Annotated in this window: 31 protein-coding genes and 1 tRNA gene; 13 read left to right on the top strand and 19 right to left on the bottom strand. The window is 63.1% G+C overall.

Going from position 1 to position 24,741, the window contains the following annotated elements; genetic code table 11:
• Window positions 1-423 (bottom strand): helix-turn-helix domain-containing protein (locus NKK47_RS16585; RefSeq protein ID WP_352577613.1); only part of this gene is annotated, 423 nt, incomplete at its 3' end.
• Between the two features lie 362 nt (window positions 424-785).
• Here NKK47_RS16585 and NKK47_RS16590 point away from each other — a divergent pair.
• Window positions 786-1,418, top strand: coding sequence for an HAD family hydrolase (locus NKK47_RS16590; protein WP_023676998.1), 633 nt, complete (start codon window positions 786-788; stop codon window positions 1,416-1,418).
• Between the two features lie 22 nt (window positions 1,419-1,440).
• Here the strand turns inward: NKK47_RS16590 and NKK47_RS16595 are convergent, their stop codons facing one another.
• The 7 genes from NKK47_RS16595 to ureC all read right to left on the bottom strand — a co-directional run bounded on the left by NKK47_RS16595 (window position 1,441) and on the right by ureC (window position 7,041).
• Window positions 1,441-2,208 (bottom strand): class II aldolase and adducin N-terminal domain-containing protein, encoded by a 768-nt coding sequence (locus NKK47_RS16595; RefSeq protein ID WP_352577614.1) that lies wholly within the window; start codon window positions 2,206-2,208, stop codon window positions 1,441-1,443.
• A gap of 80 nt (window positions 2,209-2,288) precedes the next feature.
• Complete coding sequence (ureG, locus tag NKK47_RS16600; protein ID WP_352577615.1) at window positions 2,289-2,930, bottom strand: urease accessory protein UreG; 642 nt, start codon at window positions 2,928-2,930, stop codon at window positions 2,289-2,291.
• A complete protein-coding gene (locus NKK47_RS16605) occupies window positions 2,927-3,367 on the bottom strand; it encodes a DUF3995 domain-containing protein (RefSeq protein ID WP_352577616.1) in 441 nt (146 codons plus the stop codon). Before NKK47_RS16605 ends, ureG begins: the two co-directional genes overlap by 4 nt.
• Window positions 3,364-4,053 (bottom strand): urease accessory protein UreF, encoded by a 690-nt coding sequence (locus tag NKK47_RS16610; protein ID WP_352577617.1) that lies wholly within the window; start codon window positions 4,051-4,053, stop codon window positions 3,364-3,366. Before NKK47_RS16610 ends, NKK47_RS16605 begins: the two co-directional genes overlap by 4 nt.
• Window positions 4,046-4,630 carry an urease accessory protein UreE gene (locus tag NKK47_RS16615; RefSeq protein WP_352577618.1) on the bottom strand — a complete coding sequence of 195 codons (585 nt, stop codon included), beginning with the start codon at window positions 4,628-4,630 and terminating at the stop codon, window positions 4,046-4,048. Before NKK47_RS16615 ends, NKK47_RS16610 begins: the two co-directional genes overlap by 8 nt.
• Before the next feature lie 57 nt (window positions 4,631-4,687).
• Window positions 4,688-5,281 (bottom strand): hypothetical protein, encoded by a 594-nt coding sequence (locus NKK47_RS16620; RefSeq protein WP_023677004.1) that lies wholly within the window; start codon window positions 5,279-5,281, stop codon window positions 4,688-4,690.
• Window positions 5,282-5,328: 47 nt separating this feature from the next.
• Window positions 5,329-7,041 (bottom strand): urease subunit alpha, encoded by a 1,713-nt coding sequence (ureC, locus tag NKK47_RS16625; protein ID WP_502905004.1) that lies wholly within the window; start codon window positions 7,039-7,041, stop codon window positions 5,329-5,331.
• 179 nt (window positions 7,042-7,220) lie between these two features.
• On the opposite strand from ureC, the gene NKK47_RS16630 reads away from it, so the two are divergent.
• Window positions 7,221-7,604: a hypothetical protein gene (locus NKK47_RS16630; protein WP_023677006.1), complete on the top strand. Its 384-nt coding sequence runs from the start codon at window positions 7,221-7,223 to the stop codon at window positions 7,602-7,604.
• Between the two features lie 126 nt (window positions 7,605-7,730).
• On the top strand, window positions 7,731-8,225 hold the full coding sequence (locus NKK47_RS16635; protein WP_352577619.1) for a hypothetical protein: 495 nt from the start codon (window positions 7,731-7,733) through the stop codon (window positions 8,223-8,225).
• Window positions 8,226-8,251: 26 nt separating this feature from the next.
• Here NKK47_RS16635 and NKK47_RS16640 read toward each other — a convergent pair whose 3' ends face one another.
• Genes NKK47_RS16640 through NKK47_RS16655 form a run of 4 tightly spaced genes read right to left on the bottom strand, consistent with a single transcriptional unit; the run spans window position 8,252 to window position 10,034 of the window.
• The gene (locus NKK47_RS16640) at window positions 8,252-8,557 is read right to left on the bottom strand and encodes an urease subunit beta (RefSeq protein ID WP_352577620.1); all 306 of its coding nucleotides are present in this window, start codon (window positions 8,555-8,557) and stop codon (window positions 8,252-8,254) included.
• 29 nt (window positions 8,558-8,586) lie between these two features.
• Complete coding sequence (locus NKK47_RS16645; protein ID WP_352577621.1) at window positions 8,587-8,841, bottom strand: DUF1272 domain-containing protein; 255 nt, start codon at window positions 8,839-8,841, stop codon at window positions 8,587-8,589.
• Window positions 8,842-8,860: 19 nt separating this feature from the next.
• Window positions 8,861-9,163, bottom strand: a complete 303-nt coding sequence (locus NKK47_RS16650) for an urease subunit gamma (protein ID WP_352577622.1) — start codon at window positions 9,161-9,163, stop codon at window positions 8,861-8,863.
• 28 nt (window positions 9,164-9,191) lie between these two features.
• Window positions 9,192-10,034, bottom strand: a complete 843-nt coding sequence (locus NKK47_RS16655) for an urease accessory protein UreD (protein ID WP_352577623.1) — start codon at window positions 10,032-10,034, stop codon at window positions 9,192-9,194.
• A gap of 202 nt (window positions 10,035-10,236) precedes the next feature.
• On the opposite strand from NKK47_RS16655, the gene NKK47_RS16660 reads away from it, so the two are divergent.
• The 3 genes from NKK47_RS16660 (at window position 10,237) to NKK47_RS16670 (ending at window position 12,545) form a co-directional block, all read left to right on the top strand.
• Complete coding sequence (locus tag NKK47_RS16660; protein ID WP_023677013.1) at window positions 10,237-10,491, top strand: acyl carrier protein; 255 nt, start codon at window positions 10,237-10,239, stop codon at window positions 10,489-10,491.
• Between the two features lie 4 nt (window positions 10,492-10,495).
• Complete coding sequence (locus tag NKK47_RS16665; protein WP_023677014.1) at window positions 10,496-11,704, top strand: beta-ketoacyl-[acyl-carrier-protein] synthase family protein; 1,209 nt, start codon at window positions 10,496-10,498, stop codon at window positions 11,702-11,704.
• A 136-nt stretch (window positions 11,705-11,840) separates the two neighbouring features.
• A complete protein-coding gene (locus tag NKK47_RS16670; RefSeq protein ID WP_352577624.1) occupies window positions 11,841-12,545 on the top strand; it encodes a glutathione S-transferase family protein in 705 nt (234 codons plus the stop codon).
• Between the two features lie 21 nt (window positions 12,546-12,566).
• On the opposite strand, the gene NKK47_RS16675 is transcribed toward NKK47_RS16670, so the two are convergent.
• From NKK47_RS16675 to NKK47_RS16690, 4 genes are all read right to left on the bottom strand, one after another.
• Window positions 12,567-12,695 carry a hypothetical protein gene (locus tag NKK47_RS16675; RefSeq protein WP_302893450.1) on the bottom strand — a complete coding sequence of 43 codons (129 nt, stop codon included), beginning with the start codon at window positions 12,693-12,695 and terminating at the stop codon, window positions 12,567-12,569.
• Complete coding sequence (locus NKK47_RS16680; RefSeq protein ID WP_352568550.1) at window positions 12,682-12,942, bottom strand: hypothetical protein; 261 nt, start codon at window positions 12,940-12,942, stop codon at window positions 12,682-12,684. Before NKK47_RS16680 ends, NKK47_RS16675 begins: the two co-directional genes overlap by 14 nt.
• A gap of 70 nt (window positions 12,943-13,012) precedes the next feature.
• Window positions 13,013-13,633, bottom strand: a complete 621-nt coding sequence (locus tag NKK47_RS16685; RefSeq protein WP_352568551.1) for a nucleoside triphosphate hydrolase — start codon at window positions 13,631-13,633, stop codon at window positions 13,013-13,015.
• Between the two features lie 76 nt (window positions 13,634-13,709).
• Window positions 13,710-14,816: a hypothetical protein gene (locus tag NKK47_RS16690; RefSeq protein ID WP_352577625.1), complete on the bottom strand. Its 1,107-nt coding sequence runs from the start codon at window positions 14,814-14,816 to the stop codon at window positions 13,710-13,712.
• A 237-nt stretch (window positions 14,817-15,053) separates the two neighbouring features.
• On the opposite strand from NKK47_RS16690, the gene NKK47_RS16695 reads away from it, so the two are divergent.
• Window positions 15,054-15,944: a D-alanyl-D-alanine carboxypeptidase family protein gene (locus NKK47_RS16695; RefSeq protein WP_352577626.1), complete on the top strand. Its 891-nt coding sequence runs from the start codon at window positions 15,054-15,056 to the stop codon at window positions 15,942-15,944.
• Window positions 15,945-15,977: 33 nt separating this feature from the next.
• Here NKK47_RS16695 and NKK47_RS16700 read toward each other — a convergent pair whose 3' ends face one another.
• Entirely contained in the window at window positions 15,978-16,784 is an 807-nt protein-coding gene (locus NKK47_RS16700; protein WP_352577627.1) for an AraC family transcriptional regulator, read from the bottom strand.
• Between the two features lie 202 nt (window positions 16,785-16,986).
• Between NKK47_RS16700 and NKK47_RS16705 the strand changes: the two genes are divergently transcribed.
• The 3 genes from NKK47_RS16705 to NKK47_RS16715 all read left to right on the top strand — a co-directional run bounded on the left by NKK47_RS16705 (window position 16,987) and on the right by NKK47_RS16715 (window position 20,101).
• Window positions 16,987-17,907: a zinc-binding dehydrogenase gene (locus NKK47_RS16705; protein WP_352577628.1), complete on the top strand. Its 921-nt coding sequence runs from the start codon at window positions 16,987-16,989 to the stop codon at window positions 17,905-17,907.
• A gap of 164 nt (window positions 17,908-18,071) precedes the next feature.
• Window positions 18,072-18,148, top strand: a tRNA-Arg gene (locus NKK47_RS16710).
• A 99-nt stretch (window positions 18,149-18,247) separates the two neighbouring features.
• The gene (locus tag NKK47_RS16715; protein WP_352577629.1) at window positions 18,248-20,101 is read left to right on the top strand and encodes a site-specific integrase; all 1,854 of its coding nucleotides are present in this window, start codon (window positions 18,248-18,250) and stop codon (window positions 20,099-20,101) included.
• A gap of 82 nt (window positions 20,102-20,183) precedes the next feature.
• Here NKK47_RS16715 and NKK47_RS16720 read toward each other — a convergent pair whose 3' ends face one another.
• Window positions 20,184-20,852: a hypothetical protein gene (locus NKK47_RS16720; RefSeq protein ID WP_352577630.1), complete on the bottom strand. Its 669-nt coding sequence runs from the start codon at window positions 20,850-20,852 to the stop codon at window positions 20,184-20,186.
• A gap of 991 nt (window positions 20,853-21,843) precedes the next feature.
• Window positions 21,844-22,617 carry a recombinase family protein gene (locus NKK47_RS16725; RefSeq protein WP_352577631.1) on the bottom strand — a complete coding sequence of 258 codons (774 nt, stop codon included), beginning with the start codon at window positions 22,615-22,617 and terminating at the stop codon, window positions 21,844-21,846.
• Between the two features lie 182 nt (window positions 22,618-22,799).
• On the opposite strand from NKK47_RS16725, the gene NKK47_RS16730 reads away from it, so the two are divergent.
• Genes NKK47_RS16730 through NKK47_RS16740 form a run of 3 tightly spaced genes read left to right on the top strand, consistent with a single transcriptional unit; the run spans window position 22,800 to window position 24,741 of the window.
• Window positions 22,800-23,624, top strand: coding sequence for a ParA family protein (locus NKK47_RS16730; RefSeq protein WP_352577632.1), 825 nt, complete (start codon window positions 22,800-22,802; stop codon window positions 23,622-23,624).
• Complete coding sequence (locus NKK47_RS16735) at window positions 23,621-23,998, top strand: hypothetical protein (protein WP_352577633.1); 378 nt, start codon at window positions 23,621-23,623, stop codon at window positions 23,996-23,998. Before NKK47_RS16730 ends, NKK47_RS16735 begins: the two co-directional genes overlap by 4 nt.
• Entirely contained in the window at window positions 23,995-24,741 is a 747-nt protein-coding gene (locus NKK47_RS16740; protein ID WP_352577634.1) for a hypothetical protein, read from the top strand. The genes NKK47_RS16735 and NKK47_RS16740 overlap by 4 nt, the downstream gene beginning before the upstream one ends.

A 24,741-nucleotide genomic window follows, 5' to 3' on the forward strand; every position in this document is an offset into this window, starting at 1 on the left:
TTTACTAACAACTCCCTCTCGCTGGGGCGCGGCGCGCGCCGCGGGCGGGCGGGGGCGCCCCCCCGCCTCCCCCCGCCCCCCCCGCGACCGCAGCCGCCGTTCGATCTCGGCCGCCGCCGCCTCGGCGACGCCGATGACGGTGGAGGAAGAAGAAGGGTCACTCGGCACCACCTCGACCAGATCAAGCGCAAAGCGCGATTTCAGCCGTGCCGCAAGGTCGAGGCAATTGGCGATCGGATGGTCGACGCGCACCTTGATCAGCCCTTCGGAGACTGCGAGCGACACCAGCCGCTGCGCCGTCTGCCGCGAGATGCCAAGCGTGGCGGCGATCTGGTCCTGGGTGTTGCCTGCGACATAATAGAGCCAGCCGGCACGCGCCGCGTCGTCCAGCCTGTTGCCGCCGCTGTCCTGCCGCGAATTCAAGTTCCTGCCTCCCAACCCCGCCGAGCATAAGAGGCGGAGCGCAGTAGTTTCGCAGGGAATGAACTTGCGCGCAATTGCCTATTGTAAGAGCAATTGCTTAGTGATGAAACTTGGTGTTTGGAGCGAAGTGACAGGTCGACCCAGTCTCGTTGCAACAGCAAGGCTGTCGAGGTCGCACCAATCCCGGTTCTAAAGCGCGTTGCGTTCGATCGGCCTCATGCGACGCGTTTTAGGTTCCTTTTTTTATGCATGTCGTCATCGCAAAACCGCTGCACACTTTGCGCGACATGCATTAGCGGGGATGCGGCGGTTTATCTCGCGCTCTAAACGCCTTAAGGAATTTTTTGAGAATGGAGCCTTGCATGACGCCGAAAGCGGTTTTCTGGGATATGGACGGCACGCTGGTCGACAGCGAGCCGCTGCACGAGGCGGCGCTGATTGCGGCGCTGCACAGCGTCGGCATCGCGCCGCCGGCCGACCTGCATGAGCGCGTGCTCGGCATCGCCGCATGGCCGGTCTACGAAATGCTGCGCGACGAGTTCGGCCTCGACCTGCCTTTCGACGACTGGATCGTGCGCAAATACGATCACTATCTGCCGATGGCCGAAACGCTGACGCCACGCACCGGCGCGATCGAGATTTTCAATGAGCTGCTCGCGCTTGGCGTGCCGCAAGCGGTGGTGTCCAACTCGGACAGGCTGATCGTCGATGCCAATCTGCGCGCCGTAGGCCTCGTATATCCCGGCATGAAGACGGTCAGCCGCAACGACGTGCGTGAAGGCAAGCCGCATGCCGAACCTTTCCTGCGCGCCGCCTGGTTGGCCGACGTCGATCCCGCCGAGGCCGTGGCGGTCGACGACAGCGTGACCGGCGCCACGGCGGGGCTGGCAGCTGGAATGAAGACGATTTTCTGGCCAGAGGTGCCCATGGAGGGGCCGCCGGGGGCGATTGTCATCAACAGCGCCGGCGAATTGCGGGCCGAACTCGGGCTTTAAGCCAGGCCCGGCGGGACCGCGCTCAACTCCGGTAGGCAGGCTCCTGCTCGTCGAGGATCGCCTTCAGTTCGGAAAGGTGGCGCTCGGCCTGGCCGGGATAGTCTTCCTGTTCCCTTGCCGCTTTCTCCGCGATCTCATCCGACAGTACCCGCAGCGGCCGGCCGGTCCACAGCGCCTTGATATAGGTTTCGGCGGCGCGCTCGAAATAGAACATGCGGTTGAAGGTGTCGGCGACGCTGTCGCCGATGACCAGCACGCCATGGTTGCCCATCATCATCACCTTGACCTTCGGGTCGACAAGAAGCTGGGAGCAGCGCTCGCCCTCTTCCTCGAAGGCCAGCCCGCCATAATGAGCGTCGACGACATGGCGGTTGAAGAAGATCGCCGAGTTCTGGTCGATCGGCGGCAACGTCGAGTCGGCGAGCGAGGCAAGCACGGTGGCGTGGATCGAGTGGACATGCATGACGCAGCGTGCATGACGCACGTTGCGATGGATGGCACCATGCAGGCCCCACGCCGTCGGGTCGGGCGCATTCGGGCCGACCAGCGTGTCGGGATCATTGGCGTCGATCAGAAGCAGATCGCTCGCCTTGATGCGCGAGAAATGCACCTGGTTAGGGTTCATCAGGAATTGCGAGCCATCGTCGTTGACCGCCAGCGAAAAATGATTGGCCACCGCCTCATGCATGTTAAGCCGCGCCGTCCAGCGGAAGGCGCAAGCCAGATCGACGCGCTCCTCATAGAACGGCAGGTTGGTCAGCACTTCCTTCTGCAGGCGCGTGATGCTCATCGTAACCTCCGTGAAAGAAGCAAGGATGCCGCGCGGCTGGAACACGCGCAACCGGTTTCGTTTGGTACAGGCGAGCGCCGTTATGCCGCCGTGCTGGTGGCCGCGCCGACCCTCAGCCCGCCATGCTCGACGATGAAATCTATCACCTCCTGAAGTCCCTTGCCGCGCGACAGGTCGGTGAAGCCGAACGGCCGTTTGCCGCGCATGCGGGCAGCGTCGCGTTCCATGATGTCGAGATTGACGTTCACATAGGGCGCAAGGTCGCTCTTGTTGATGACCAGGAAATCGGACCGGGTGATCGCCGGTCCGCCCTTGCGCGGAATCTCCTCGCCCTGGCAAACCGAGATGACATAGAGCGTCAGGTCGGCAAGGTCCGGCGAGAAAGTGGCGGCGAGGTTGTCGCCGCCCGATTCGATGAAGACGATGTCGAGATCCGGGAATTTTTTGGTCATCTCGGCGATCGCCTGCAGATTGATCGAGGCGTCCTCGCGAATGGCGGTGTGCGGGCAGCCGCCGGTCTCGACGCCGATGATGCGATCCTCGGGCAGCGCCTGGAGGCGCGCCAGCATCATGGCGTCTTCCTTGGTGTAGATGTCGTTGGTGACGACGGCGATCGAGAACTCGTCGCGCAGCGCCTTGCAGAGCTTTTCGGTGAGCGTCGTCTTGCCGGAGCCGACGGGACCGCCAATGCCGATGCGAAGAGGACCATTCGGGGTTATCATGCGGGGAACTCCGTGAAGGCAAGGATGGCGAAGCCGAGGCCGATCAGCAGGCACAGCGGCGAATAATAACGCAGATCGAGCCGCACGAAAGGCTGCTCGGGCGTCAGCTGGCGCCACCAAGGCGTGAAGCCGGCAATGCCGCGCGCCAGGAAGACCAGTGCGATGAGCAGCGCTGTGGCGGCAAGCCCTGCCTTGGGAAAGGGCGTGGCAAACACACCTTCGAGCGCCATGGGCCACAGTGTCGCCAGGCCGAGGCAGGCGGCGACGGCGAAGCTGGCGAAGGGCGCCGGCATTTCGTCGACGCCACGGAAGCCGACCACCGCGCGGGCGCAGGAGGCAGCGTCCCTGCCCGGCCAGATGCCGCCAATGCCCCAATAAACATGCAGCGTGGTGATCAGCAGCAGGACCAGCGAGAGCGCGAAAGCGAGGACGATCATGAGCGGAACAGCCGCGAATACTGGGCCTCGTGCTTCATCGCCGTCACGTCGGAGATGAAAGCGCAGCCGCCGAGATCATCGAGGGTCGAGCCGGCAGCGCGGTCGGCCGTGGCCAGGGCAAGCGGTTCGAAGGCGGCCAGTAGCGTCATCGCGGCACTCTGGCCAACGATGCCAAGCCGGATCGCAGCCTGGACGAGATTGGAGAAGAAGGCCTGCAGAAAGGCCGCCAGGGCGTCCCGCAGCGCAATGCCGTGATCGCCGGCAACGGCGCCGACGGCAACGCAATAGGCGCATTCGGCCGGCAGGCGATCCAGCACTTGGCACGGCCAGGCGAAGGCCGCCTTCAGGAAAGCAGCGCCCTGCAGCATGGTCTCGGCATGGCGCTCGCGCGAGCCTGCCAGAGCTTCGGCAAGGGCGACGATTTCATCGAGATCGCCGGTTTCGCGCGCCCTGCGCCAGCTTTCGGCAAACAGCACCGCATCATTCCAGCCCGAACCCATCTCGACCAGCGTTTCCAGCCACGCGGCGAGCTCTTTGCTGTCGGCAACCAGCCCGGCATGCACGGCTTGCTCGAGACCATGGCTGTAGGAAAAGCCGCCGACCGGGAAGGAAGGCGACAGCCACGCCATCAGCCGCAACAAAGCAATATTGGAAGGCTGGGCAACGTTGGAAGGCTGGTCAGTCATGGTCATGGTCATGCGAATGGCTGTGGGAATGCGATTCGCTATGGCCATGGGAATGCGCTTCGGCGTGGCTGTGCGCATGCGCCTCGGCATGAGCGTGGCCGTGGCCGCCATGCCCGGAATAGGCGCCGCGCACCGGCTTGAACGGCTCGGAGACGTCGCTAACGGTGGCGCCCAATCCCTCCAGCATCGCCTTGATGACATGGTCGCGCAGAATGAGGATGCGCCCAGCTTCGATGGCGGCTGCGAGATGGCGGTTGCCGATGTGCCAGGCAAGCTCTGCCAGATGGACAGGGTCGCTGGCCCGGACGTCGTAGAGCGCCTCCTCGGCCGCGATGATCTCGATGTGGCGGCCATCCTCCAGCACCAGCCGGTCACTATGGTTCAAGGTCACCGGTTCGGGCAGGTCGACCAGCACCTTGTCGCTACGGGCCGTTTCGATGGCGCGACGGCGCAGATGCCGCTCGTCATGGGCAAGCACCGCACTGTCGTATGGCGTGGTGGTTCCGGCTTCGCCCGCGGCCAGGACGGAGACGGCGCGCGGGAATTTGGTGAAGTCGGTGCGAATATCGAGCTTCATGTAAAAACTGCCTCTCCCAAAAAGCCTAGCCTATCGCGTCCGCCGCCCCAATGGGGCTCAGACGATCGTGTCGAAGAGCCGCAGGATGAACGATATCTGATAGACGAGCGCGCCGGCGACAAAGGCGATGTGAAAGCGGCGGTCGCGCAGCAGGATCGCAATGACGCAAAGCGCGACGAAAACCGGCGTGCGGATCAGATATTCGACGCCAAAATGGGCGAAATGCTCCGGCCCTTTCAGCAGCGTATCGATCACGTCGAGCAGATAGGTCGCCGCCAGCAGGCCGAAGAACCAGGCCCGGCGCGAATAAAAGAAATCCTCATAGCTGGTGTAGTCCAGCATCGAATCCGGAAACAGCAGTGCGCAGAGCAGGAACAGCGTGACGGCGTAGAAGATGATGAACAGGTATTTGCCGAAGGTCCAATTCTCGATCTGGAACAGGCCGAACTCCCACCACCAGAAATGCACCAGCATTAAAAGCACCGACGCAACCCAGGCGAGGTGCACGGGATAGAGCCGGTATTGGCCGGGATGCTGGACGATGCGGGCGACCCCCGACAGCAGGCGGGTGACGCCGAGGCCGATCACCATGCCCAGGACGATGCGGATATGCGGGAAAATGTCGTGGGCGTAGGGGAGTTGCGGGTCCATAAGCCTGGCGCGGCATGTTCTACATCGGTCGTTCTAACGCCTATGGTTCAGAACAGGAAGTAGCGTTGCGCCATCGGCAGCACGGTAGCCGGCTCGCAGGTCAGGAGTTCGCCGTCGGCGCGGACCTCATAGGTTTCGGGGTCGACCTCGACATGCGGCGTGGCGTCATTGAGCACCATCGAATGCTTGCCGATGCCGCCGCGGGTGTTTTCGACCGCGACCATCTGCTTGTCGACGCCGAGCCTGCCGCGCAGGCCTGCGTCGAGCGCGGCCTTCGAAACGAAGGTCACCGACGAATTGGTCATCGCCTTGCCGTAGGCCCCGAACATCGGCCGGTAATGCATCGGCTGCGGCGTCGGGATCGAGGCGTTGGGATCGCCCATCGGGGCGGCGGCGATCATGCCGCCGATCAGCACCATGTCCGGCTTGACGCCGAAAAAGGCCGGATTCCACAGCACGAGGTCGGCGCGTTTTCCCACCGCCACCGAGCCGATGTCCTTCGACAGGCCATGCGCGATGGCCGGATTGATGGTGTATTTGGCGATGTAGCGGCGGACGCGGAAATTGTCGTTGTCGCCGGTCTCCTGCGGCAGCGAACCGCGCTGGCGCTTCATCTTGTCGGCGGTCTGCCAGCAGCGGATCGCCACTTCGCCGACACGGCCCATGGCCTGGCTGTCCGACGAGATGATCGAGAAGGCGCCGATGTCGTGCAGAATGTCTTCGGCGGCGATGGTTTCCTTGCGGATGCGGCTTTCGGCAAAGGCGATATCTTCGGGGATCGACGGCGACAGATGGTGACAGACCATCAGCATGTCGAGGTGTTCGGCCAGCGTGTTGATCGTGTAGGGGCGTGTCGGGTTGGTCGAGGACGGAATGACGTTAGGCAGGCCGCAGACCTTGATGATATCAGGCGCGTGGCCGCCGCCGGCGCCTTCGGTGTGGAAGGCATGGATGGTGCGGCCCTTGATCGCCGCGACCGTGTTTTCGACGAAGCCGGACTCGTTCAGCGTGTCGGTGTGGATCATCACCTGCACGTCGTAATCGTCGGCGACCGACAGGCAGCAGTCGATTGCAGCCGGCGTCGTGCCCCAGTCCTCGTGCAGCTTCAGCGAGCAGGCGCCGGCGAGCACCATCTCCTCGAGCGCGGCAGGCAGCGACGCGTTGCCCTTGCCCGACAGGCCGATATTCATCGGGAAGGCGTCGAAAGACTGGATCATGCGCGCCAGATGCCACGGCCCAGGCGTGCAGGTGGTGGCCAGCGTGCCGTGCGCCGGGCCGGTGCCGCCGCCGAGCATGGTGGTGATGCCCGACATCAGCGCTTCCTCGATCTGCTGCGGGCAGATGAAATGGATATGCGCGTCGAAGCCGCCGGCGGTCAGGATCTTCCCCTCGCCGGCGATGATCTCGGTGCCGGGACCGATGATGATGGTGACGCCGCCTTGGGTATCCGGATTGCCGGCCTTGCCGATCGCGGCGATACGGCCGTCCCTGAGGCCGATATCTGCCTTGACGATACCGGCGGTGGCATCGACGACCAACGCATTGGTGATGACGGTGTCGACCGCGCCTTGCGCGCGCGACACCTGGCTCTGGCCCATGCCGTCGCGGATGACCTTGCCGCCGCCGAACTTCACCTCCTCGCCGTAAAGAGTGAGATCCCTTTCGACCTCGATGAACAGCTCGGTGTCGGCGAGCCGGACCTTGTCGCCGACGGTCGGGCCGTACATCTGCGCATAGGCGGCGCGGGTGATTTTAGCCATCAGCAATTGCTCCCGAAATACAGCCCGAAAATACCGCTTGTCGAAGCCGGGCCCCACATTGCCGCCATCCTATGGTCACGCAATGACCCGCTGAGCGACACTTTCCGATCCCATTTAGCGTTTGAGGTGGCCGGGCCACCCCAAAACGACCATTTGCCAATCGATGGAAAGGAACATCCATGCGCAAAACGACCCTTCTGGCAGCCGCCGCCACGCTGGTGCTCGCAACCGCCGCCAGCGCCCAGCAACAGCCTGCGCAGCAGCCCAGTCCGGCGCCGGCTGCGCCTGCTCCTGCCGCGCCCGGGGCGCAGCCGCAGGCGCCCACCATCCAGGCGATCAACGTCGTCGATATCAAGGATCTGCCCGCGGACACTCAAGCCAAGGTCAACGAGGTGATCGCCAAGCGCAGCGATGCCGACCTGCAGAAACTGCGCGGCTCGATCGACGCGACACCGCAGGTCAAATCCGCGCTCGAAGCCAAGGGGCTCACCTCGGCGCAGGTGATCGCCGCCAGCATGAGCACCAATGGCGCGCTGACGCTGATCACCAAGAAAGCGAGCTGACGAGACGATGCGGCGGGCCGGCGCCCGGCCAGCCCGCCGCATCGCAAAGGGAACCTTCACGGGGGACGTTACGTTTCGGTCCTGTCGCCCTGACACGAGCCTCGAAAAGGACCCTGAGAACGAGCGATGGCGATCACCACCTTCTCCGACACCAGATGGCTGCATGGGATTGCCACGACCGCGTTTCTGGCAGCCAGCATTCCGCACGCCGCGCTGAACGCGCAGAGCCTCGACAGCGCCGAGACCGTCAACCGGATCGTCGGCTCGGAGGTCGGCCAGGAAGAGGCCCAGACAAATGCGGAAGCCGGCAAGGTCAGTTCGGCGATCGACCGCACGCGTGAAAACATCGCCGCCGTGCGCAAGACATCCAAGCTCGACAAGGTCGATATCGTGTTTCTTACCGATGCCGCGCGCACCGAAGGCGGCCCGCCGCCGGCGATCGAAAACAAGGTCAGGCAACATCGGGACGACATCGCTGAGCTGCGCAAGGAGATCGAGGCGAACGCATTGCTGTTCAACGCCATCGATTCGCGGCGAGTGCAAACCGAGGACGTTCTGGCGGTGGAATTCGACGATCCGGGAAAGGTCGTCATCTATGCGGCGGCCAAGCCGCCCGGCTGAGCCGAAACTGCTCGACGCCTTCGATCTCACAGCGCGCCCATGATCTTCTGCTGAAATCCGTAGACCTCGCGCTTGCCGCCGAACGGCACCAGGGTAACGTCGGGCTCTTGGCCGGGCTCGAAACGCATGGCGGTGCCGGCAGCGATGTCGAGGCGCATGCCGCGGGCCTTGTCGCGATCGAATCTCAGTCCCTCATTGGTCTCGAAGAAATGATAATGGCTGCCTACCTGGATCGGCCGGTCGCCGCTGTTGGCTACCTTCAAGGTGACCGTCGCCAGACCCTTGTTCAGTTCGATCTCGCCGCTTGCCGTGATGATTTCACCTGGGATCATTGATTGCCTTCCGTTTCACGGTCGCAGGATCAGGCGGCCTTGCGGGGGCCGCAGCCCTCTGCCTTGAGGACGCGCTTGGTGGCGGCCGGATATTTCTTCAGCAGCGCTGCCGGACGGATCGGGCGGGCCGAGAAGTTGCCGCCGCAATTCGGACAGGCGCCGCCGAGCACGTTTTGTGCGCAGTCGGCGCAAAAGGTGCATTCGAAGGTGCAGATCACCGCATCCGTCGCATCGGGCGGCAGATCCTTGTCGCAGCACTCGCAGTTGGGACGCAGCTCAAGCATTTTCCTCTCCTTGGCGGTGTTATCTGATCGGCTCGTGCACGGTCACCAGCTTGGTGCCGTCTGGAAACGTCGCCTCGACCTGCACATCGTGGATCATTTCTGCAATGCCTTCCATCACCTGGGCCCGGGTGACGACATGGGCGCCGGCCTCCATCAGCTCGGCCACCGCGCGGCCGTCGCGGGCACCCTCGACGACGAAATCGGTGATCAGCGCGATCGCTTCCGGATGATTGAGCTTGACGCCGCGTTCGAGCCGCTTGCGGGCCACCATCGCCGCCATGGCGATCAGCAGCTTGTCTTTCTCCCTCGGCGTCAGATTCATGCTTTTTCCTGCGGTGGCACAATCGAAATCAGAGTGACCATAATTTGGGCAGGCCCGCCCGTCCGTTGAGTAATTCGACAAGCGGCACCAGCCGCTTGCGGAGCTGGTAGCCGTCCTCAGCGAACAGCCTCGCAAGAAGCTTGCCAGATTTCCGCACGCTCCAGAAACTGACGCCGCCCTGGCCGCCGACTATGCCCCGGGCCGGCTCGAGCAAAGCCTCTGCCCGTGGCGACACCATCAGCAGGGTCGCCACGGCGACGGCACCGCCGGCCGCTGCGGGACGGTTCAAGGTGGCCGCAACGTCCGGCCCGATGCGGAACTCCTCTGCATGGACCAGCGCCCCGTCCTGGCGGACGCGCCAGCGGTCGTGGAAATGGCCTTGCGAAGCCCGTTCACCCATGGCCAGGCGGCCGAAGACGGTAGCCTCCAGGATCAGCGCCTCGGCTCCGCTGGCAAGCTCCACGTCAAGGCTGCGGGCAAAGGCCGAGCGGTCGAAGACGATGGTTTCCTGTGGCAGCCAGGTAATGTGGCCGTCTTCCCCGACAGTCAGCTGCACCCGCACTTCGGCGCGGTCGGATGCGGCGCGATAGATTTTCTCGCAGGCCTGCGTTGTTATGGTTGCAGAGGCGCCGGCACCGACATCGACCTCCCAGGCGAGACGGTCGCCACCGGTCAGCCCACCGGCGGTGTTGATCAGGACGGCTTCGAGCGGATCGGCCGAGACCGCCGGCATGCGGATCTTGGCCGAACCGTCCTGGTACAGACGCCGAAGACGCGTGCGACCTCCGTTCCAGTCGCAGCCAAGCCGCGCGACGCCGGCAACACGCTGGGCCGGCGGCACTGAAGTCAAGCTATATGCGATCGTATCCACGACACCAACGTTAAGCACTGCGGCGGCTTTGTCGATATATAGCTTGTTGCTTGACAGCGTTTCGGTTTCTATAGAGGGAGCCACCTTGGTACGGTCACCGGCGCCTGGCGGGGGTAAAAGGCGACGATGACGACGTAATCGAGGACAAAAGGGGCGCTGATCAGTTGGCGTCGGGAAACGACAGAGTTGGGGAAGAAACCGAATGGCTGACCAGCTGGCAAACGATATCATCGCCAAGATCAAGGCTCATGCCGAGCCGGGCGGCGAGGAAATCACCACCAGTACCGAACTGACCGCCCTTGGCATCCATTCGCTGGAACTGACGGAGATCATCTTCGATCTCGAGGAAGAGTATGGCATCGAAATCGAGATGAACACTGTCGATGCCTGGAGCAATCTGAAGAATGTCGGCGACATGGTCGAGGCGGTTCGCGCGCTGATCGCGAAAAAAGCCTGACTGAATGCACAAGCGCGTCGTCATCACGGGCATCGGCGGATTATGCGGGCTCGGCACCAATGCACCGGCAATCTGGAATGAAATGCGCGCCGGCCGTTCGGCAATCGGCGCGATCGACAATCCGCTGCTGCATGATCTGAAGGTCAAGGTCGGCTGCGAAATCAAGGCGCTTCCCGAGCACGGCATCGACCGCAAGCAGGTCGTGTCGATGGACCGCTTCAGCCTTCTGGCGACGATCGCCGCGCGGGAGGCGGCACAGCAGGCGGGATTGAACCCGCACGCGGCCAACACCTACCGGATGGGCACCATCGTCGGCGTCGGCGTCTGCGGCTGGGAGGCAATCGAAGAGAACTATCGCGCCATCCTGCTCGAAGGCAAGAACCGCGCCGGCATCTTCACCGTCCCGAAAGTAATGCCGGGCGCTGCAGCCGGCCATGTCAGCATGAATCTTGGTCTGCGCGGGCCGGTGTTCGGCATCACCTCTGCCTGCTCGTCATCCAACCACGCCATTGCCTCGGCGGTCGATCAGATCAGGCTCGGCCGGGCCGACGTCATGGTCGCCGGCGGCACCGATGCGCCGCTGGTCTGGGGCATCCTCAAGGGCTGGGAGGCCCTGCGGGTGCTGTCGCCGGACACCTGCCGGCCGTTTTCGGCCGACCGCCAGGGGCTCGTGCTCGGCGAAGGCGCCGGCATGGTGGTGCTGGAAACATATGAGCATGCCATGGCGCGCGGCGCCGCCATCCTTGCCGAAATCGCCGGCGTCGGCCTTTCCGCCGACGCCTCCGATATCGTCGCGCCAACCATCGAAGGGCCTGAGGCGGCGATGCGCTTCTGCCTCGTCGATGCCGGGCTCAATCCCGAGGACGTCGACTATCTCAACGCGCATGGCACCGGCACCAAGGCCAACGATCAGATCGAGACGGCGGCGATCAAACGCGTGTTCGGCGACCATGCCTACAAGCTTTCGGTGTCCTCGACCAAATCGATGCACGCCCACTGCCTCGGCGCCTCCGGCGCGCTGGAAATGATCGCCTGCGTGATGGCGATCCGCGAAGGCATCGTGCCGCCGACCGCCAATTATCGGGAAGCCGACGCCGACTGCGATCTCGACATCACGCCGAACGTGGCGCGCGAACGCACCGTGCGCACCGCGATCAGCAACAGCTTCGCCTTCGGCGGCACCAATGCGGTGCTGGCGGTCAGGGCCGTGTGACCGCACCCCTTGCGGGTCCTTCACCGGGGCCGGCGAAACTTTCCATGCGCATATTGATCGCGCCAGGCGTCGCGCCTAACTCTCTGCGACCCGCCATGACCGTGCCGCTCGGCGCGGTCTCCTACCAGGAGTTTCGATGACCGATCTGTCCGCGTTTCCGATTGCTAGGCGCTGGCCGGCGAGCCACCCCGACCGCATCCAGCTTTATTCGTTTCCGACGCCGAACGGGGTGAAGATATCGATCGCGCTGGAGGAACTTGGCCTGCCTTACGAGCCGCATGCCGTCGATATCGGCAAGAACGAGAGCTGGACCCCGGAATTCCTGTCTTTGAACCCGAACGGCAAGATACCGGCGATGATCGATCCGGACGGCCCGGGTGGCAAGCCGATCGGCTTGTTCGAATCCGGCGCCATCCTGCTTTACCTCAGCGACAAGACCGGCAAGCTGGTCCCGGCAGACGCGACGCTGCGTTATGAGACGATCCAGTGGGTGTTCTTCCAGATGGCTTCGATCGGGCCGATGTTCGGCCAAGTCGGATTCTTCCACAAATTCGCTGGGCGCGAAATCGCCGACAAGCGCCCGCTGGAACGTTATTGCGACGAGTCGCGACGGCTGATCGGCGTCCTCGAAACGAGGCTCAAGGGCCGCAGCTGGATCATGGGCGACGATTACACCATCGCCGATATTTCGATGCTTGGGTGGGTGCGCAATCTGATCGGCTTCTACGAGGCGCGGGAACTCGTCGGTTTCGACGATTTCCCCAGCGTGGGCGCATGGCTGGAGCGTGGCCTCGCCCGGCCGGCGGTGCAGAGGGGCCTCACCATTCCGGCCAGAAGCTGATCTTACGTCGATTCCGCTCGGCTATTTTGCCTTGGTGCGGGGTTTTGAGCCGCCCTTGCCGACTACGGAAGCAGCAAGCGACGCCGCACCTTTGGCGGTGGCAAGCACGGCACCGGCGGCGACATTGGCCGTTGCTTTAACAGTGCGCATTGCGCTGCCTGCGATCGATCCTCTGCTGCTTGCCGATCTTTTGGGCTTGGGTGCAGCGGCTTTGGCCGCGGCAGGCATCACCTTTTTCGGCGCCGCCTTGCCAAAGCTGGGCTTTGCCGCATCCTTGGAGCGGGCCGCCGCTGCCGGGCCGGCGCTGGTTTTCGCTCGAGTTGCTTTTGATCGTGTTGCCCTGCCCTTGGCGGGCGCAGGCTTTCTTGCCATGGTTTCCATCGAACGGTTCCCTCATGGGCACAATTGCCGTGTCCGGGATAACGGCCTGAAACTGTCAAGGTTCCGGCCGGGCGGTTCCTTGCAAGTCAGGCCAGGTCGCCGACCACCAGGTCGGCGGGCCGCCGACGGGCAAGCACGCGGTCGATGTTCGGCATATCGTTAGAGGCGATCCAGGCGCGCGCGTCCTCGTCGGAGCGGCCGTGCTCGTGCCATCGCGCCAGCAGTCGGCGCTCGAGCTCGGCGCGCGGCACATCGACGAAGATCGAGAAGTCGAACAGCGGCGCCAGCCGCGTCCAGGGTTCCTCGTCGAGCAGGAGATAATTGCCTTCGACCAGGATGAATTTGGTGTCGGCGGCGACAATCGCAGCGGCGGCGCGCGACAGCTCCATGCTGCGGTCGAAGACCGGGATGGCGATATCCGGCTCGCCGGCGCGGATGCGCTTCAGCAGCGCTTCGAAGCCGGCAAAATCAAAGGTTTCCGGAGCACCTTTTCGCGCGCGAAGGCCGCGTCGATCGAGAACGGCGTCATCGTAATGGAAGCCATCCATCGGCACGACTTCCGCCGTGCCTTCCGGCAGCAGGTCGTGCAAGCCTGCCGACAATGTCGACTTGCCGGCGCCGGGCGGACCGGCAATGGCAACGATGAAGCGCGGCGCCTTGCCGGCGCGCTTGAAAATGGCAGCAGCGATATGGGCGATTTCTGACATTGGCCCCCTTACGGTGGTTCTGGCGCATTTTGGCGGCAGTTTTCGAAAATTTCAAACGCCGGATTGTGCCAAGCCTTCAATCGGGCCTGGATTGACCGGTCCGCAGGAAATCGCTGTCGAAGGCGATGTCGCGCACGGCACCGTCAGCCGCCAGGATGCGCATGCGGCCCGGCGAGGTCGTGACGTCGTGCGGCGGCTCGCCGGATGGCCATGGCAGTGCGCCGATGACATGGCGGAACGAAAAGCGGCGCCCTTCGGAAAGGGCAAAGGCGGTCGCCACGCCTTCGCGCTTCAGCCAATTGTCGCCGAGCGATGCGGCGTGGCCGACGGCCGTGCGGCCGTCCTCGATGCCGAGCACGCCGCGGTGGCGGCCACTCCATGGCGCATAATCGCGCCCGCCATTGCTGACCCACAGCATGGTGACCGGCAGTTCGGCCGGGTTCTTCAGCACCAGCACGAGATCGGCTTCCGCCTGGCGCGCCAGCGCGGTCCAGCCCGGCCCGCCATGATCGGCCTCGACCAGCGTCACGAAGTCCTCACGCAGCTGGTCCATGCGATAGGTGGTCAGGTCGATCGTGCCGCCGTTGGCGGCGGGAAAGCGCGTCAGGTCGGCGGTTCGCGCCGGGTAGGCGAGCAACGAGCGGCCGCGGGCGGGATTGGGCTCCGGCGCCTCGTTGGGCGTCGCGGCAAAGCGCTTGGGCGAGAAGGCCAGCCTGCCGCCGGCCGTCATCACCGTCATCGGGTGGTGGGCGACGGGAATGGCGCCGGCGCCGCCGGAAAAGACGTGCTCCTGATAGAGAAAGGGATGATCGTCGCGCAAGGTCAGGATCTTGTCGACGGTTGCGCCCATGACCGGGCGCTGCAGGCGGAAGACGGCGCGCCAGCCGTCGGTCGTTGCCGCGCTGTCGACGACGTCCCAGCGACTATTTGCCGGCCAGCCATGCAAAGGTGCCGCTTCGACGTCGCTGCTCGAGAACGGTGCGCACAGGAAATCGCCGGACAGGTGGACCGTCCCTTCGGGCAGATCTTTCGGCAGCATCTCGCGCGGCTCGCCGACCCAGGGTGCGCGATGCAGCGGCTTCAGCCGGCGGCCATCGATATCGACCGTCATGTCGGCGAGATGGCCGACGGCAAGATCGACCGATACCGAAATGCCCTTCGCCGTGATCGTGACCGTATCCATGTGCACCTACCGATTCTGCCAGCCCGATTCTGGCGGCCCGATTCTGCCGGCGCCAGCAAAGCCCACTCGCCGCCGGTTGCGCAAGCGCGGTGGCCGGCAATTCACCTCAGGCGGCGCCACGTCGGCCTGTGGACAGGGCACCGTTCGAGGGGCAGACCGATATTAACCAAATGGACTGTGCCTTTGCGTTAAGATAGCTTCGCCTCGTCCCAGAAACTGCCTGCCTTCGGAACTGACTTGTCCGCCTTCCGGTTCTTTTCGTCCATCCACAAAAGCGTCGCTGTGCTGGCGCTGCTGCTGTTTGCTGCCGGCTGCACGACAGTCACGCCGCCCGACAGCGTGCTGGCGGTACCGGCGCCGCCGCAGAAATATGCCGCCATGGTCATCGATGCAGGCACCGGCAAGACGCTGTTCGAGGTCAATTCGACGGCGCCGCGTTATCCGGCGTCACTGACCAAGATGATGACGCTCTACCTTCTGTTCGAGGCGCTGGACCAGGGCCGCATCAGCAAGGAGACGCAAATTCCGGTGTCGGACAACGCCGCCCGGCAGCCGCCGACCAAGCTGCGGTTCAGGCGCGGCGAGACGATCGACGTCGATTCGGCGATCCGCGCCATCGTCGTCAAATCGGCCAATGACGTGGCGGTCGCCGTCGCCGAATATCTCGGCGGCAGCGAAGGGGCGTTCGCCGGCATGATGACAGCCAAGGCGCGCCAGATCGGCATGAGCAGCACCGTGTTCCGCAATGCCTCGGGCCTGCCGGACGGCGACCAGCACACCAGCGCGCGCGACATGGCGGTGCTCGGCATGGCGCTGCACGCCCGCTTCCCGCAGCATTTCCACTATTTCTCCGAAAGCGACTTCATGTTCCGCGGCAGGCTGGTGCGCGGCCACAACGACATGCTCGGCCGGGTGCGCGGGGTCGACGGCATCAAGACCGGCTACATCAGGGCTTCGGGCTTCAACATCGTCACCTCCTATGATGCGGACGGGCACAGGCTGATCATCGTGGTGATGGGCGCCGACAGCGCGCGCCAGCGCAACGACCACGTCGAGGCGCTGATCCAGCGCAGCCTGTTGCCGACCTCCGAGGCAAAGACGCGGCTGCTGTATGCCGAGGAGCAGTGACAGTTGAAGTCCGAGTGTTGACCGCGTGCGGGTTCAGGCGACAAACGCAGAGCCGCCGTTTTGCGCGGCACTGCTGAGATACTTTGCCGGCGGCTTGCCAAGCGCTTTCTTGAACATGGTGATGAAGGCGGTGACCGATTCGTAACCGAGATCGGCCGAAACCTGCTGCACGCTGGCGCCGGAGGCCAGCTCGCGCATTGCGACGATCAGGTGCAGTTGCTGGCGCCAGCGCCCGAAGGTCAGCCCTGTCTCTTTCACCACGAGACGTGCGAGACTGCTCTCGCTGAGCGCGACACGACTGGCCCATTCCGCCAGGGTGCTGCGATCGGCAGGATCTTGCGCCAACGCCGCTGCGATGCGCCTCAAGCGCGGCTCGGACGAGATCGGCAAATGCAGCTGCTGGACAGGCATGCGCGGCAGTTCGGTGAGCAGAGCCCTGGTCAGGAGCTCGCCCCTCGCGTCATCGTCCTCAACGCGATCCGTCAGCTCTATGATGAGCTCGCGCAGCAACGGCGTGATCGAAAGCGTGCAGCACCGGTCCGGCAGGTCGGTAGCTCCCGGTTCGATATAGACGAAGAAAATCCGGGCATTGGCGGTCGCGATATTGCTGTGCTCCATGTCGCCGGGAATCCACACCGCGCAATGCGGCGGCACCATCCACAGGCCGCTGGGGACGCGACATATGACGCCACCGCCCAGCGCGAAGACGAGTTGCCCTTTGCGGTGGTGGTGGTCCGGCACCTCCGCCCTGGTTTCGGTAACGTCAACGCGCACGGCGATTGCCGGGGCGAGGACATCATCCGGATCGAAAGGCCAGGGGCAGCGGAGAGGCTGTCTCATATTGACTGATTTTAGCGATCGACTGCCAAGATATCTAAATTACTTACACAGGAAAGTCGATAGTTTAGGGATGAGTAACTCAGAAGCCGACAGGCGGGCTTCCATTTTGTCATGCCCTGCTCGCGTTCTGAACGTCGGACCAACAAGCCCGGCGCACGAAAACAGGCTGGCGTCCGCCACGCAGCAAGAAGGGACGATACCAATGCTCGCCTTGGTCACATCTTCCGACAGCGCCACCGGGTTGCGGCTCGCCGAGCTTGGTGAGCCCGAGCCCGCCCCGCATGAGGCGCTGGTCTCGGTCCGGGCAGTCTCGCTGAACCGCGGCGAACTGCGCCTGCTCAACATCCGTCCGAACGGCTGGGTGCCTGGCCAGGACGTCGCCGGAATTGTCGAGCGCGCCGCGGCCGACGGCTCCGGGCCGGCCGTCGGCGCCCGGGTTGCGGCTCTGGTCGACGAGGCCGGGTGGGCCGAACGGGTCGCCGTTCCGACCGACCACCTCGCCGTCCTGCCGGACGCCGTCAGCTTCGTCTCCGGCGCCACTGTTCCGGTCGCGGGCACGACCGCGCTGCGGACCCTGCGCCTCGGCGGCGACCTGGCCGGCCAGCGGGTCCTGATTACCGGCGCAAGCGGCGCGGTCGGCCGTTTCCAGATCCAGATCGCCCGCCAGCAGGGCGCGTCGGTGGTGGCGGTCGCCGCTGAACGGCATGCCGACGATCTCCGCGGCCTCGGAGCCGAGCGGGTCGTCGAAACGATCGAGCTGGCCGAAGGACTGTTCTCGCTGATTACCGAATCGGTGGGCGGCGATAGCCTCGCCCACGCGATCGAACGGATCGCGCCCGGCGGGACCGTCGTCATGTTCGGCTCGAGCAGCGGCGAACTCACGCCCATCGGCTTCCGCCAGTTCGTTCCGGGGCACGAAGGTGCGCGGCTGCAGACCTTCGCCTACTACGCTTCCGGTCCGGAGGTTGGCGCCGACATCGCCTCGCTGCTCGCGCTGATCGCAGCCGGCCGGCTCGAAACGCGCGTGGTCCTCACCGTGCCGTGGCGGGACGTCGGCCAAGCCCTCGACGCGCTGCGGCAGCGCAGCATCAGCGGCAAGGCAGTGCTTACCGTGACCGAATGAGCAGGCGGTGGCGCCAGACGGGACGGTGTCTGTCTCCCCCCGGGCTGCTACGGCAACTTGAGCCCGCTGGCGATTGCCCGTTGAAGCCGGCGCCTGCTTCCGCTAAGAAGCCGTGGCTGGCCGGTTTACCGGCTGGTTCGTTTTTGGGATCACCGATCCTGAAGGCACCCGTAGCTCAGCTGGATAGAGCGCTGCCCTCCGAAGGCAGAGGTCACAGGTTCGAATCCTGTCGGGTGCGCCAGTTTCTCCCTAGCGCATTGAAAAGCCAAAAGGTATAAGGTTTCAGGACCTTAGACAAAGCCGCCTTGTACACAAAGGGGTCCCACTTGGGCGGTTCATCATGGCGGCTTTGAGCTACATGCAGCGGCGGACTTCCGGCATCTATGAGTTTCGCAAGCGGCTCCCGCTGGAGCTTGCCGCCAAGCCTGTGCCCCCGCATCTCCGCCCCATACTGGCCGAATTGGTGAATCCCACCACCGGTCACTTCAAGCGGGAGCTTACGGTTTCCCTCAAGACGGCTGACTATCGGCTGGCCAAGAGACTTGACTTGAGGGAGGCCGTGCGGGTCACGGACCTCCTAGCGCTGGCCTCGCGCCTGATGAATGGCGGGGAGTTGGAAGAGGTGAGCGCTAGCCCCTCTCCCGAACAGATTGAGGCGGACATCATCACCGCCTTGCTCAGGGCCGACGAGGAGGAGCGCGAGGAGGGAGACCCGAGGCGGCAGCTACAGACCCCCGAAGAGCGGGCAGCATGGCCTGATCTCACAGACCCCGGCTTCGGCACGAAGGGGATGGCGGAAGGTCACCTTGAGCTTCTAGACCTGCATATCGCTGAGTTGGTAGGGGAGTATCGCAGTGCACTGGCGAGGCGAAAGCCCGAGATCGTCAGGGCAGAGCTTCACGCCTATCTCAAGGCGCATCAGCTTCCGATAGACCCCTCCTCACCCTTCTACCGTGAGGCCGGCCTTGCTGTGCTTAGGGGGCACGTAAAGGCCTATGAGATGATGGGGAGAAGGCAGGCTGGCGATGACATCCCTACGCCTCAGCCTAGCGCCGGCAAGGGGCCGCTCCTCTCAGAAGCCTATGCCCTATGGCAAAAGGGCAGCCCTGCTCGGGGCGGAAAGCAATCCTCCCCCCACACGCTGCGCGAGGCGGAGAGGGCCGTGCGCTACTTCACCCAATGGCATGGCGACCTGAGGCTCGGGGACACCACGAAGGAGAAGGCCCGAGACTTCCGCAATGCCCTCGCCAAGATGCCGACGAGGATGGCGGATAAGCAGAGGGCCTTGCCGCTTAGGGAGTTGCTTGCCGGGAACCTTGGGGCTCATGAGCCTGTGCATGCAGCCAGTGTGAATAAGTATCTCAACCTGCTCTCGGCGATCATCAGCGCGACGGAGAAGGAGGGGCTGGTCGATAAGGTGCCGGGCTTCACCAACCCCTTCAAGGGTCTCGCCCTCACGGTGGATCGGCGCGGAGAGGATGGCAGGCGGGCACCCTTCGCTGAGGCAGACCTCAAAGCCATCTTCGGGACCGGTGTCTATGCCGCAGGGGAGAGGCCTGCCGGTGGCGGCGGTGATGCTGCTTTCTGGTTTCCGCTGATCGCCCTCCTCTCGGGGGCTCGGCTTAACGAGATCGCTCAGCTTCGCATTAAGGACCTCAGGCAGGACCCGGAGACCAAGACCTGGCTGTTCGACATCGGCACCGAGGGCGGCAGGGCGATCAAGACGGCCAGCTCAAGGCGCTACGTGCCGGTTCACCCTGAGTTGGAAAGGTTGGGCTTGCTGCGCTACCGGCAAAGGCTGCTTGATGGGAAGCCTAAGGGCGGCCACGAGGCCAGCTTGTGGCCAGACATCAAGTCGGCTGACCCGTTCTACAGATCGACGGCTTGGTCCAAATGGTTTGGCCGCTTCCTGCGCATTGAGGCCGGCGTCACAGATAGAAACCTAGTGTTTCATTCCTTCCGCCACAGCTTCAAGCGCATGGCGCGGGACGCGGGGGTCCTAGAAGAGACACATGACGCCCTTACGGGCCACGTCGGCGGGGGCGGGATTGGCCGAGGCTACGGGGGCGGCTTCGGGCTCAAGGCGCTGGCCGATGCCATGCGCAGCATCACGGCCCCAAAGGCAGTCCGAGCCGTGCCGCAGTGGTCCCCGCGAGGCCGTGCAAGACGGCAGCACGGAGCTTCCGATAAGTGAGACGGGAGAAAGGGGCCGAACCCTTTAGACTTCCTCTCCCCCGCTCCCCGCCCCTGTCCCTTAAGAAGACTTCGGGTGAGCCTTACTGGCAGCGAAACGGAGGCAGCGCCGTCATGAACACGTGGCCGTGCGTGATGTCGAAGAGGCGGAAGCTCCCCCGCACGAGGGCTTGGTAGTCCTTCCGGCTGAGCGAGGTTGATAGCCCCCACTTCAATGCGTTCTGGTCGTAAGAGTTCAATGCCTCGGCTAAGGCCTCCCTCCTCCCCCGTACGGCGCTGAGCGACCCGCCCACGATCGTGAGTGCTGCGGCCCTGAGGTCGTGATGATCCCATTGCTGCTTAACGATTTCACCCTGTTGGGCATCCGCTAGCAAGCGCAGGAGCGTGATGCCCCCTTCCGAGCCAACCTCAACATAGTCGCGCCGCCCTGCTCCGCCCTTCTGGTTCTTGTCGATGTGAAGCCCCATGCCGAAGAGGACCAGAGCACGGAGCATGAAGAACCCCTCGGGATCGATAAGCCTTGGCTTGCGCTCATTGATCGTGACGGCGATGGCGGGGGTTGTCGCTGCCCTGTCAGTGATGACCCTGGCTGACTTGATGGGGCCTTGTGGCAGGCCCACGAGGAGGAGCGCAGGGTCGGCCTCAGGGGCTGATGGGTTCCTCAGGTGCAGGGCGGCTTGATTGCAGTAGTCGAGGATGGCCTTGAGAGCCTCGGGGGTGGTGGGTGGGTAGTTGGTGACTGAACGTGTCATAGGGGTTCTTCCTTCCTGGTGGGTGGCCCATGGCGGGCCGGGGTTAAGCCGGGTTCGGCATAGGGGTGCCCTTCGAGGTTGGCCTCGGAGGGCTGGCATCGTTGATGTGGGCTGGCGAGGAGCGCAGTGCGGTGAGTGCGCTAGGGTGCCTCAGAGGGCAGAGGGCAACCGATGGTGTGGCCTAGGGGTGCTACCCGATAGCGAAGGCAATGATGTGATCAGACGGGTAGGCCTGAGGCTGCCCTGTCGCCTTGGGGTGATAGCTGGCTGCCTCCCGCGCATCTGTGCCTGATGCTGGCCAAGTGGTGGCATTGGGATGCACGATGCTTAGATGGGTCTAGCCCTCCCTCGCCGGTGGCGTGGTGGTGCGCTGAGGGGTCCGAAGAGGTGGCTTTATGAACAGACCAATGGACCCCATCGCCAGGGGTTTAGGCCGGCACAAGGGTGCAGGAGGCGGGGAGGATGACTGCAAGGAATGAAGGGGCTAGACCACTAGGTCTCCTTCTAGGTAGCACTACGGGGTCCCCTTCCTATACCCGGCCCTAACTTTCCTGAAGGCGGTTAGCGCGGCTCTGCTGGGACCTACAGGTAGCACTACGGAAACCCCTTCCTATATGCCCCCCTAACTTTCCTGAGACCGTTCGTGCGGCTACAAGGAACCCTAAGGGCAGCGGGGCGGGCGGCTTCTCTTTTCCGCAATGCAGGGAGTAACTCGGCGGGCTCCTTCCTATACTGTCGCCTAACTATGGACAGAATGTCGCACCTTGAAGGCAAATAGCGCGGCTCTGCTGGAACCTAGAGGAGCACGGCGGGGTCGGCCTACTTCCGTAAGGCAGCCTAATTTTCTCGCCCATAGAACTCATCTGAAAGCACTAGGCCTACAAGCTACCAGAAGCCCCATGAAGCCCCTGGGAGAGCGCTTGCCACGCATTGCCGGCTTGTGCCAGCGCAGATACGCAGACCCCTGTAGCGCCTCCTCTGGCCTGCTACGTCATGCCGCCAATCTCGCCCTCAGCCTGATGACGCTTTGTGCCGTCCAGCGCCCACCGCGAGGTGACCTAAAGCCCCGCTGGTTGAGAGCCCCCGCCAGCCCCCGCGCCGACAATGCGCCTGCCGGATCGACATCGCGGAGAACATCACGGAACTCCTCTGCCCGGTCCTGAGCGCCCCGCTTCACAGTCGCCACCGCCGCCACATTGCCAAGGCCGCGCAGGCAGTCGGCTCCGTTAGGATTGCCGAGGCGAAGAGGCCGCGCAGTTCCGTCCTCAAGCCGCCTCACGGGCTCTTGGCCTTGCGCTACCAATGCCGCTGCCTCTCGTGCCAGCGCGTCCCGCTTTACCGCTAGGGCAGCCTTGGTGCGGCTCTGGATCATCTTGCGCTCATGTTCCGCCACCAACGCCAAGACCCCGATAGTGAGATCGCAGGCATCAGGCATATCGGCAGCGACGAACCTCGCACCGCTGTCCCTCAGGGTGAGCAGGAAGGCGGCATTGCGGCTGAGCCTGTCCAGCTTGGCGATGATGAGAGTGGCCTGTGCATGCTTGGCGTGCCTCAGAGCGGCTTGAAGCTGGGGCCGGTCGTTGGCCTTGCCGCTCTCGACCTCGACATATTCCCTCAAGGGCTCGGCATCGGTTCCTGCCCGGTTGCGTATGTGAGCCGCGACGGCTTCGCGCTGGGCCTCGAGGCCAAGACCTGATGCGCCTTGTCTGGCCGTTGAGACGCGCAGATAGGAAACGAAGAGAGGGGCGGTGATGGTGTTGGACATGGGTCAGCTCCCGGCTAATCCCAAACAGTCTAACGAGGGTTAGGCAATTTGTGAATAGGCTATTTTGCTTGTTGCTAGCGGCACGGAGTTAGCCCTTGCCCGCGCTATCCTGCCCGCGACGAATGATCGCTTGACCTTGTGCTAAAGCCAAGCCAAGTGTTCGCCTTCTGGGGGAGTGGACAATGGCAAAAAACCCAATCATCGTTTCTTGCGTTAATCTCAAGGGCGGTGTCGGCAAGACGGCGATAGCAGTCAATTTCGCTGCATACTGCGGTCGGCAGAACATCAAGACGCTTCTTGTTGATCTCGATCCGCAAACGAACGCAACATTCAGCTGTATCCCGATAGAACGCTGGGAAGCGCATGCGGTCGAGCACGGTACTGTTGCCAATTTGCTTGGCGTTCGAAACCACACTTCGGCTGAAGGGAAACCTAAGCTTGCCGAAGAAACAATTATCGGAGGGGTTTTTCAAGGTGTGGATCTAATCCCATCTCACCTTGATCTCTTTACGGTCGATCTAGAACTGGGCTCAGAGGTTGCGCGAGAGACGAGGCTTCGACGCGCGTTAAAGGATGTCGTTCCGAACTACGAAATAGTTGTGTGCGATTGCCCCCCTAACCTGACCATCCCGACCCAAAACGCGCTTGCGTTAAGCACCCACTACGTGGTGCCGGTTTCTCCGGATTTTTTGTCTAGCCTGGGAATTGCGCTTCTGCTTAATCGCATACAGAAGCTTTCGGAGGCGCTTGAGAACCCAATCGAGAACGCAGGGATTGTAATGTCGAGAGTTGGACGGCAATCCTATTTCCGGACGCAGACCATTGGAACGCTCCGCCAGACCTTCGCGGACAGGGTCTTTGACACAGAGATAAAAGAGCGCTCGGCAGTAAGCGAAAGCGCGGCTAAGAATAAGCCCATCTACGACATGGGGGACGGCTTGGCAGCTGATGAATTTTCGAGGTTCAGCAAGGAATTGTTGAACGCAATAGGCTACAAAAAACAATGAAAACACATGATATCGCCAAGATTTTAAACACGCTTGCGCAGGCGCTTCGGAAAGCGCCCAATCAAACCTTGGATGAGCTTTCTGAGCCGAAGCCGGCACGAGCGCCCGTTGACGCCAAGGACGTTCCGATGGCGTTGAGTACGCTGCTGGCGCTGTCCGAATTCGATAAATCGCAGTGGCAGCAATTTATAACGGACTTTCGGCTGCCCATTGAGGTCCGCCCGCGGGATGCTTCGCGGGACATCTTGGGCAAAATTCTCACATATCTTGAGAAGAACCCCGCCGCTCGTAAGTCGATGTCGAACGCGGCGCGTCACAGTCCGTCAGATACTTCTCCCGAGTTGATGCGGGCCCTGCAATTTCTTCTCAAATGACGCTGCTACAGTCTGAGATCGATGCCAACGGTGTCCAGTTCGCTAAGAACTGGGCCGACGAGATGTCCAGCAATATGGCGGCCTTGGCAGGCAACTCGCATTTGGTAGACAGCTACCAGCGTTTGACGGCCATACAGGCTCTCAAGGCCGGCATTGTTGCCAAGAAATATAGCCCTGGAAGCGCCGAATTCTTCTATGAGGCCCATAACGACACGCTTACTTCGCACGTGTCGGCATCTTTCGGCGCATGGCGCTTGTCTCTTCAGGCGCTCCGAAGCGCAATCGAGAATTCGTTAGCAGCCATCTACTACAAGGATCATCCCATCGAGCTTGAGCAATGGACCAACGGCGACTTCCGGATATCTTTCAGTGATCTCTTCAAATACGCGCTGTTTCACCCCCGTATCGGTCCGCACGAGAACCACTTGAAGACCTTAGCCGATCTAAAGTCCGAGTACGCCACCTTGTCAAAAGCTGTCCACTCTTCGGCGAAAATGTTCCGCATGACCGATAGCGCTGGGCTGGTTTTGCTCTGGAGTACTGACAATGCCAGATTGAGCATGTGGTCGACCAGACATCGAAAGACGGTGCAAGCCATATCGCAACTAATGGTCACTTTGCACGCAGAAGACTTGAAGGGGACCGCGGCGGCAAGTTTACGTTCCGTCCTTTATTTCTCGATTGGAAGCTCTAAGCGTGCAGCTATCAAGAAGCACCTTTCGGTCACCATACCGGCTCCTTGA

This window comes from Mesorhizobium sp. M0019 (assembly GCF_040323975.1).
In the GTDB taxonomy this organism is placed as follows: Bacteria; Pseudomonadota; Alphaproteobacteria; order Rhizobiales; family Rhizobiaceae; genus Mesorhizobium.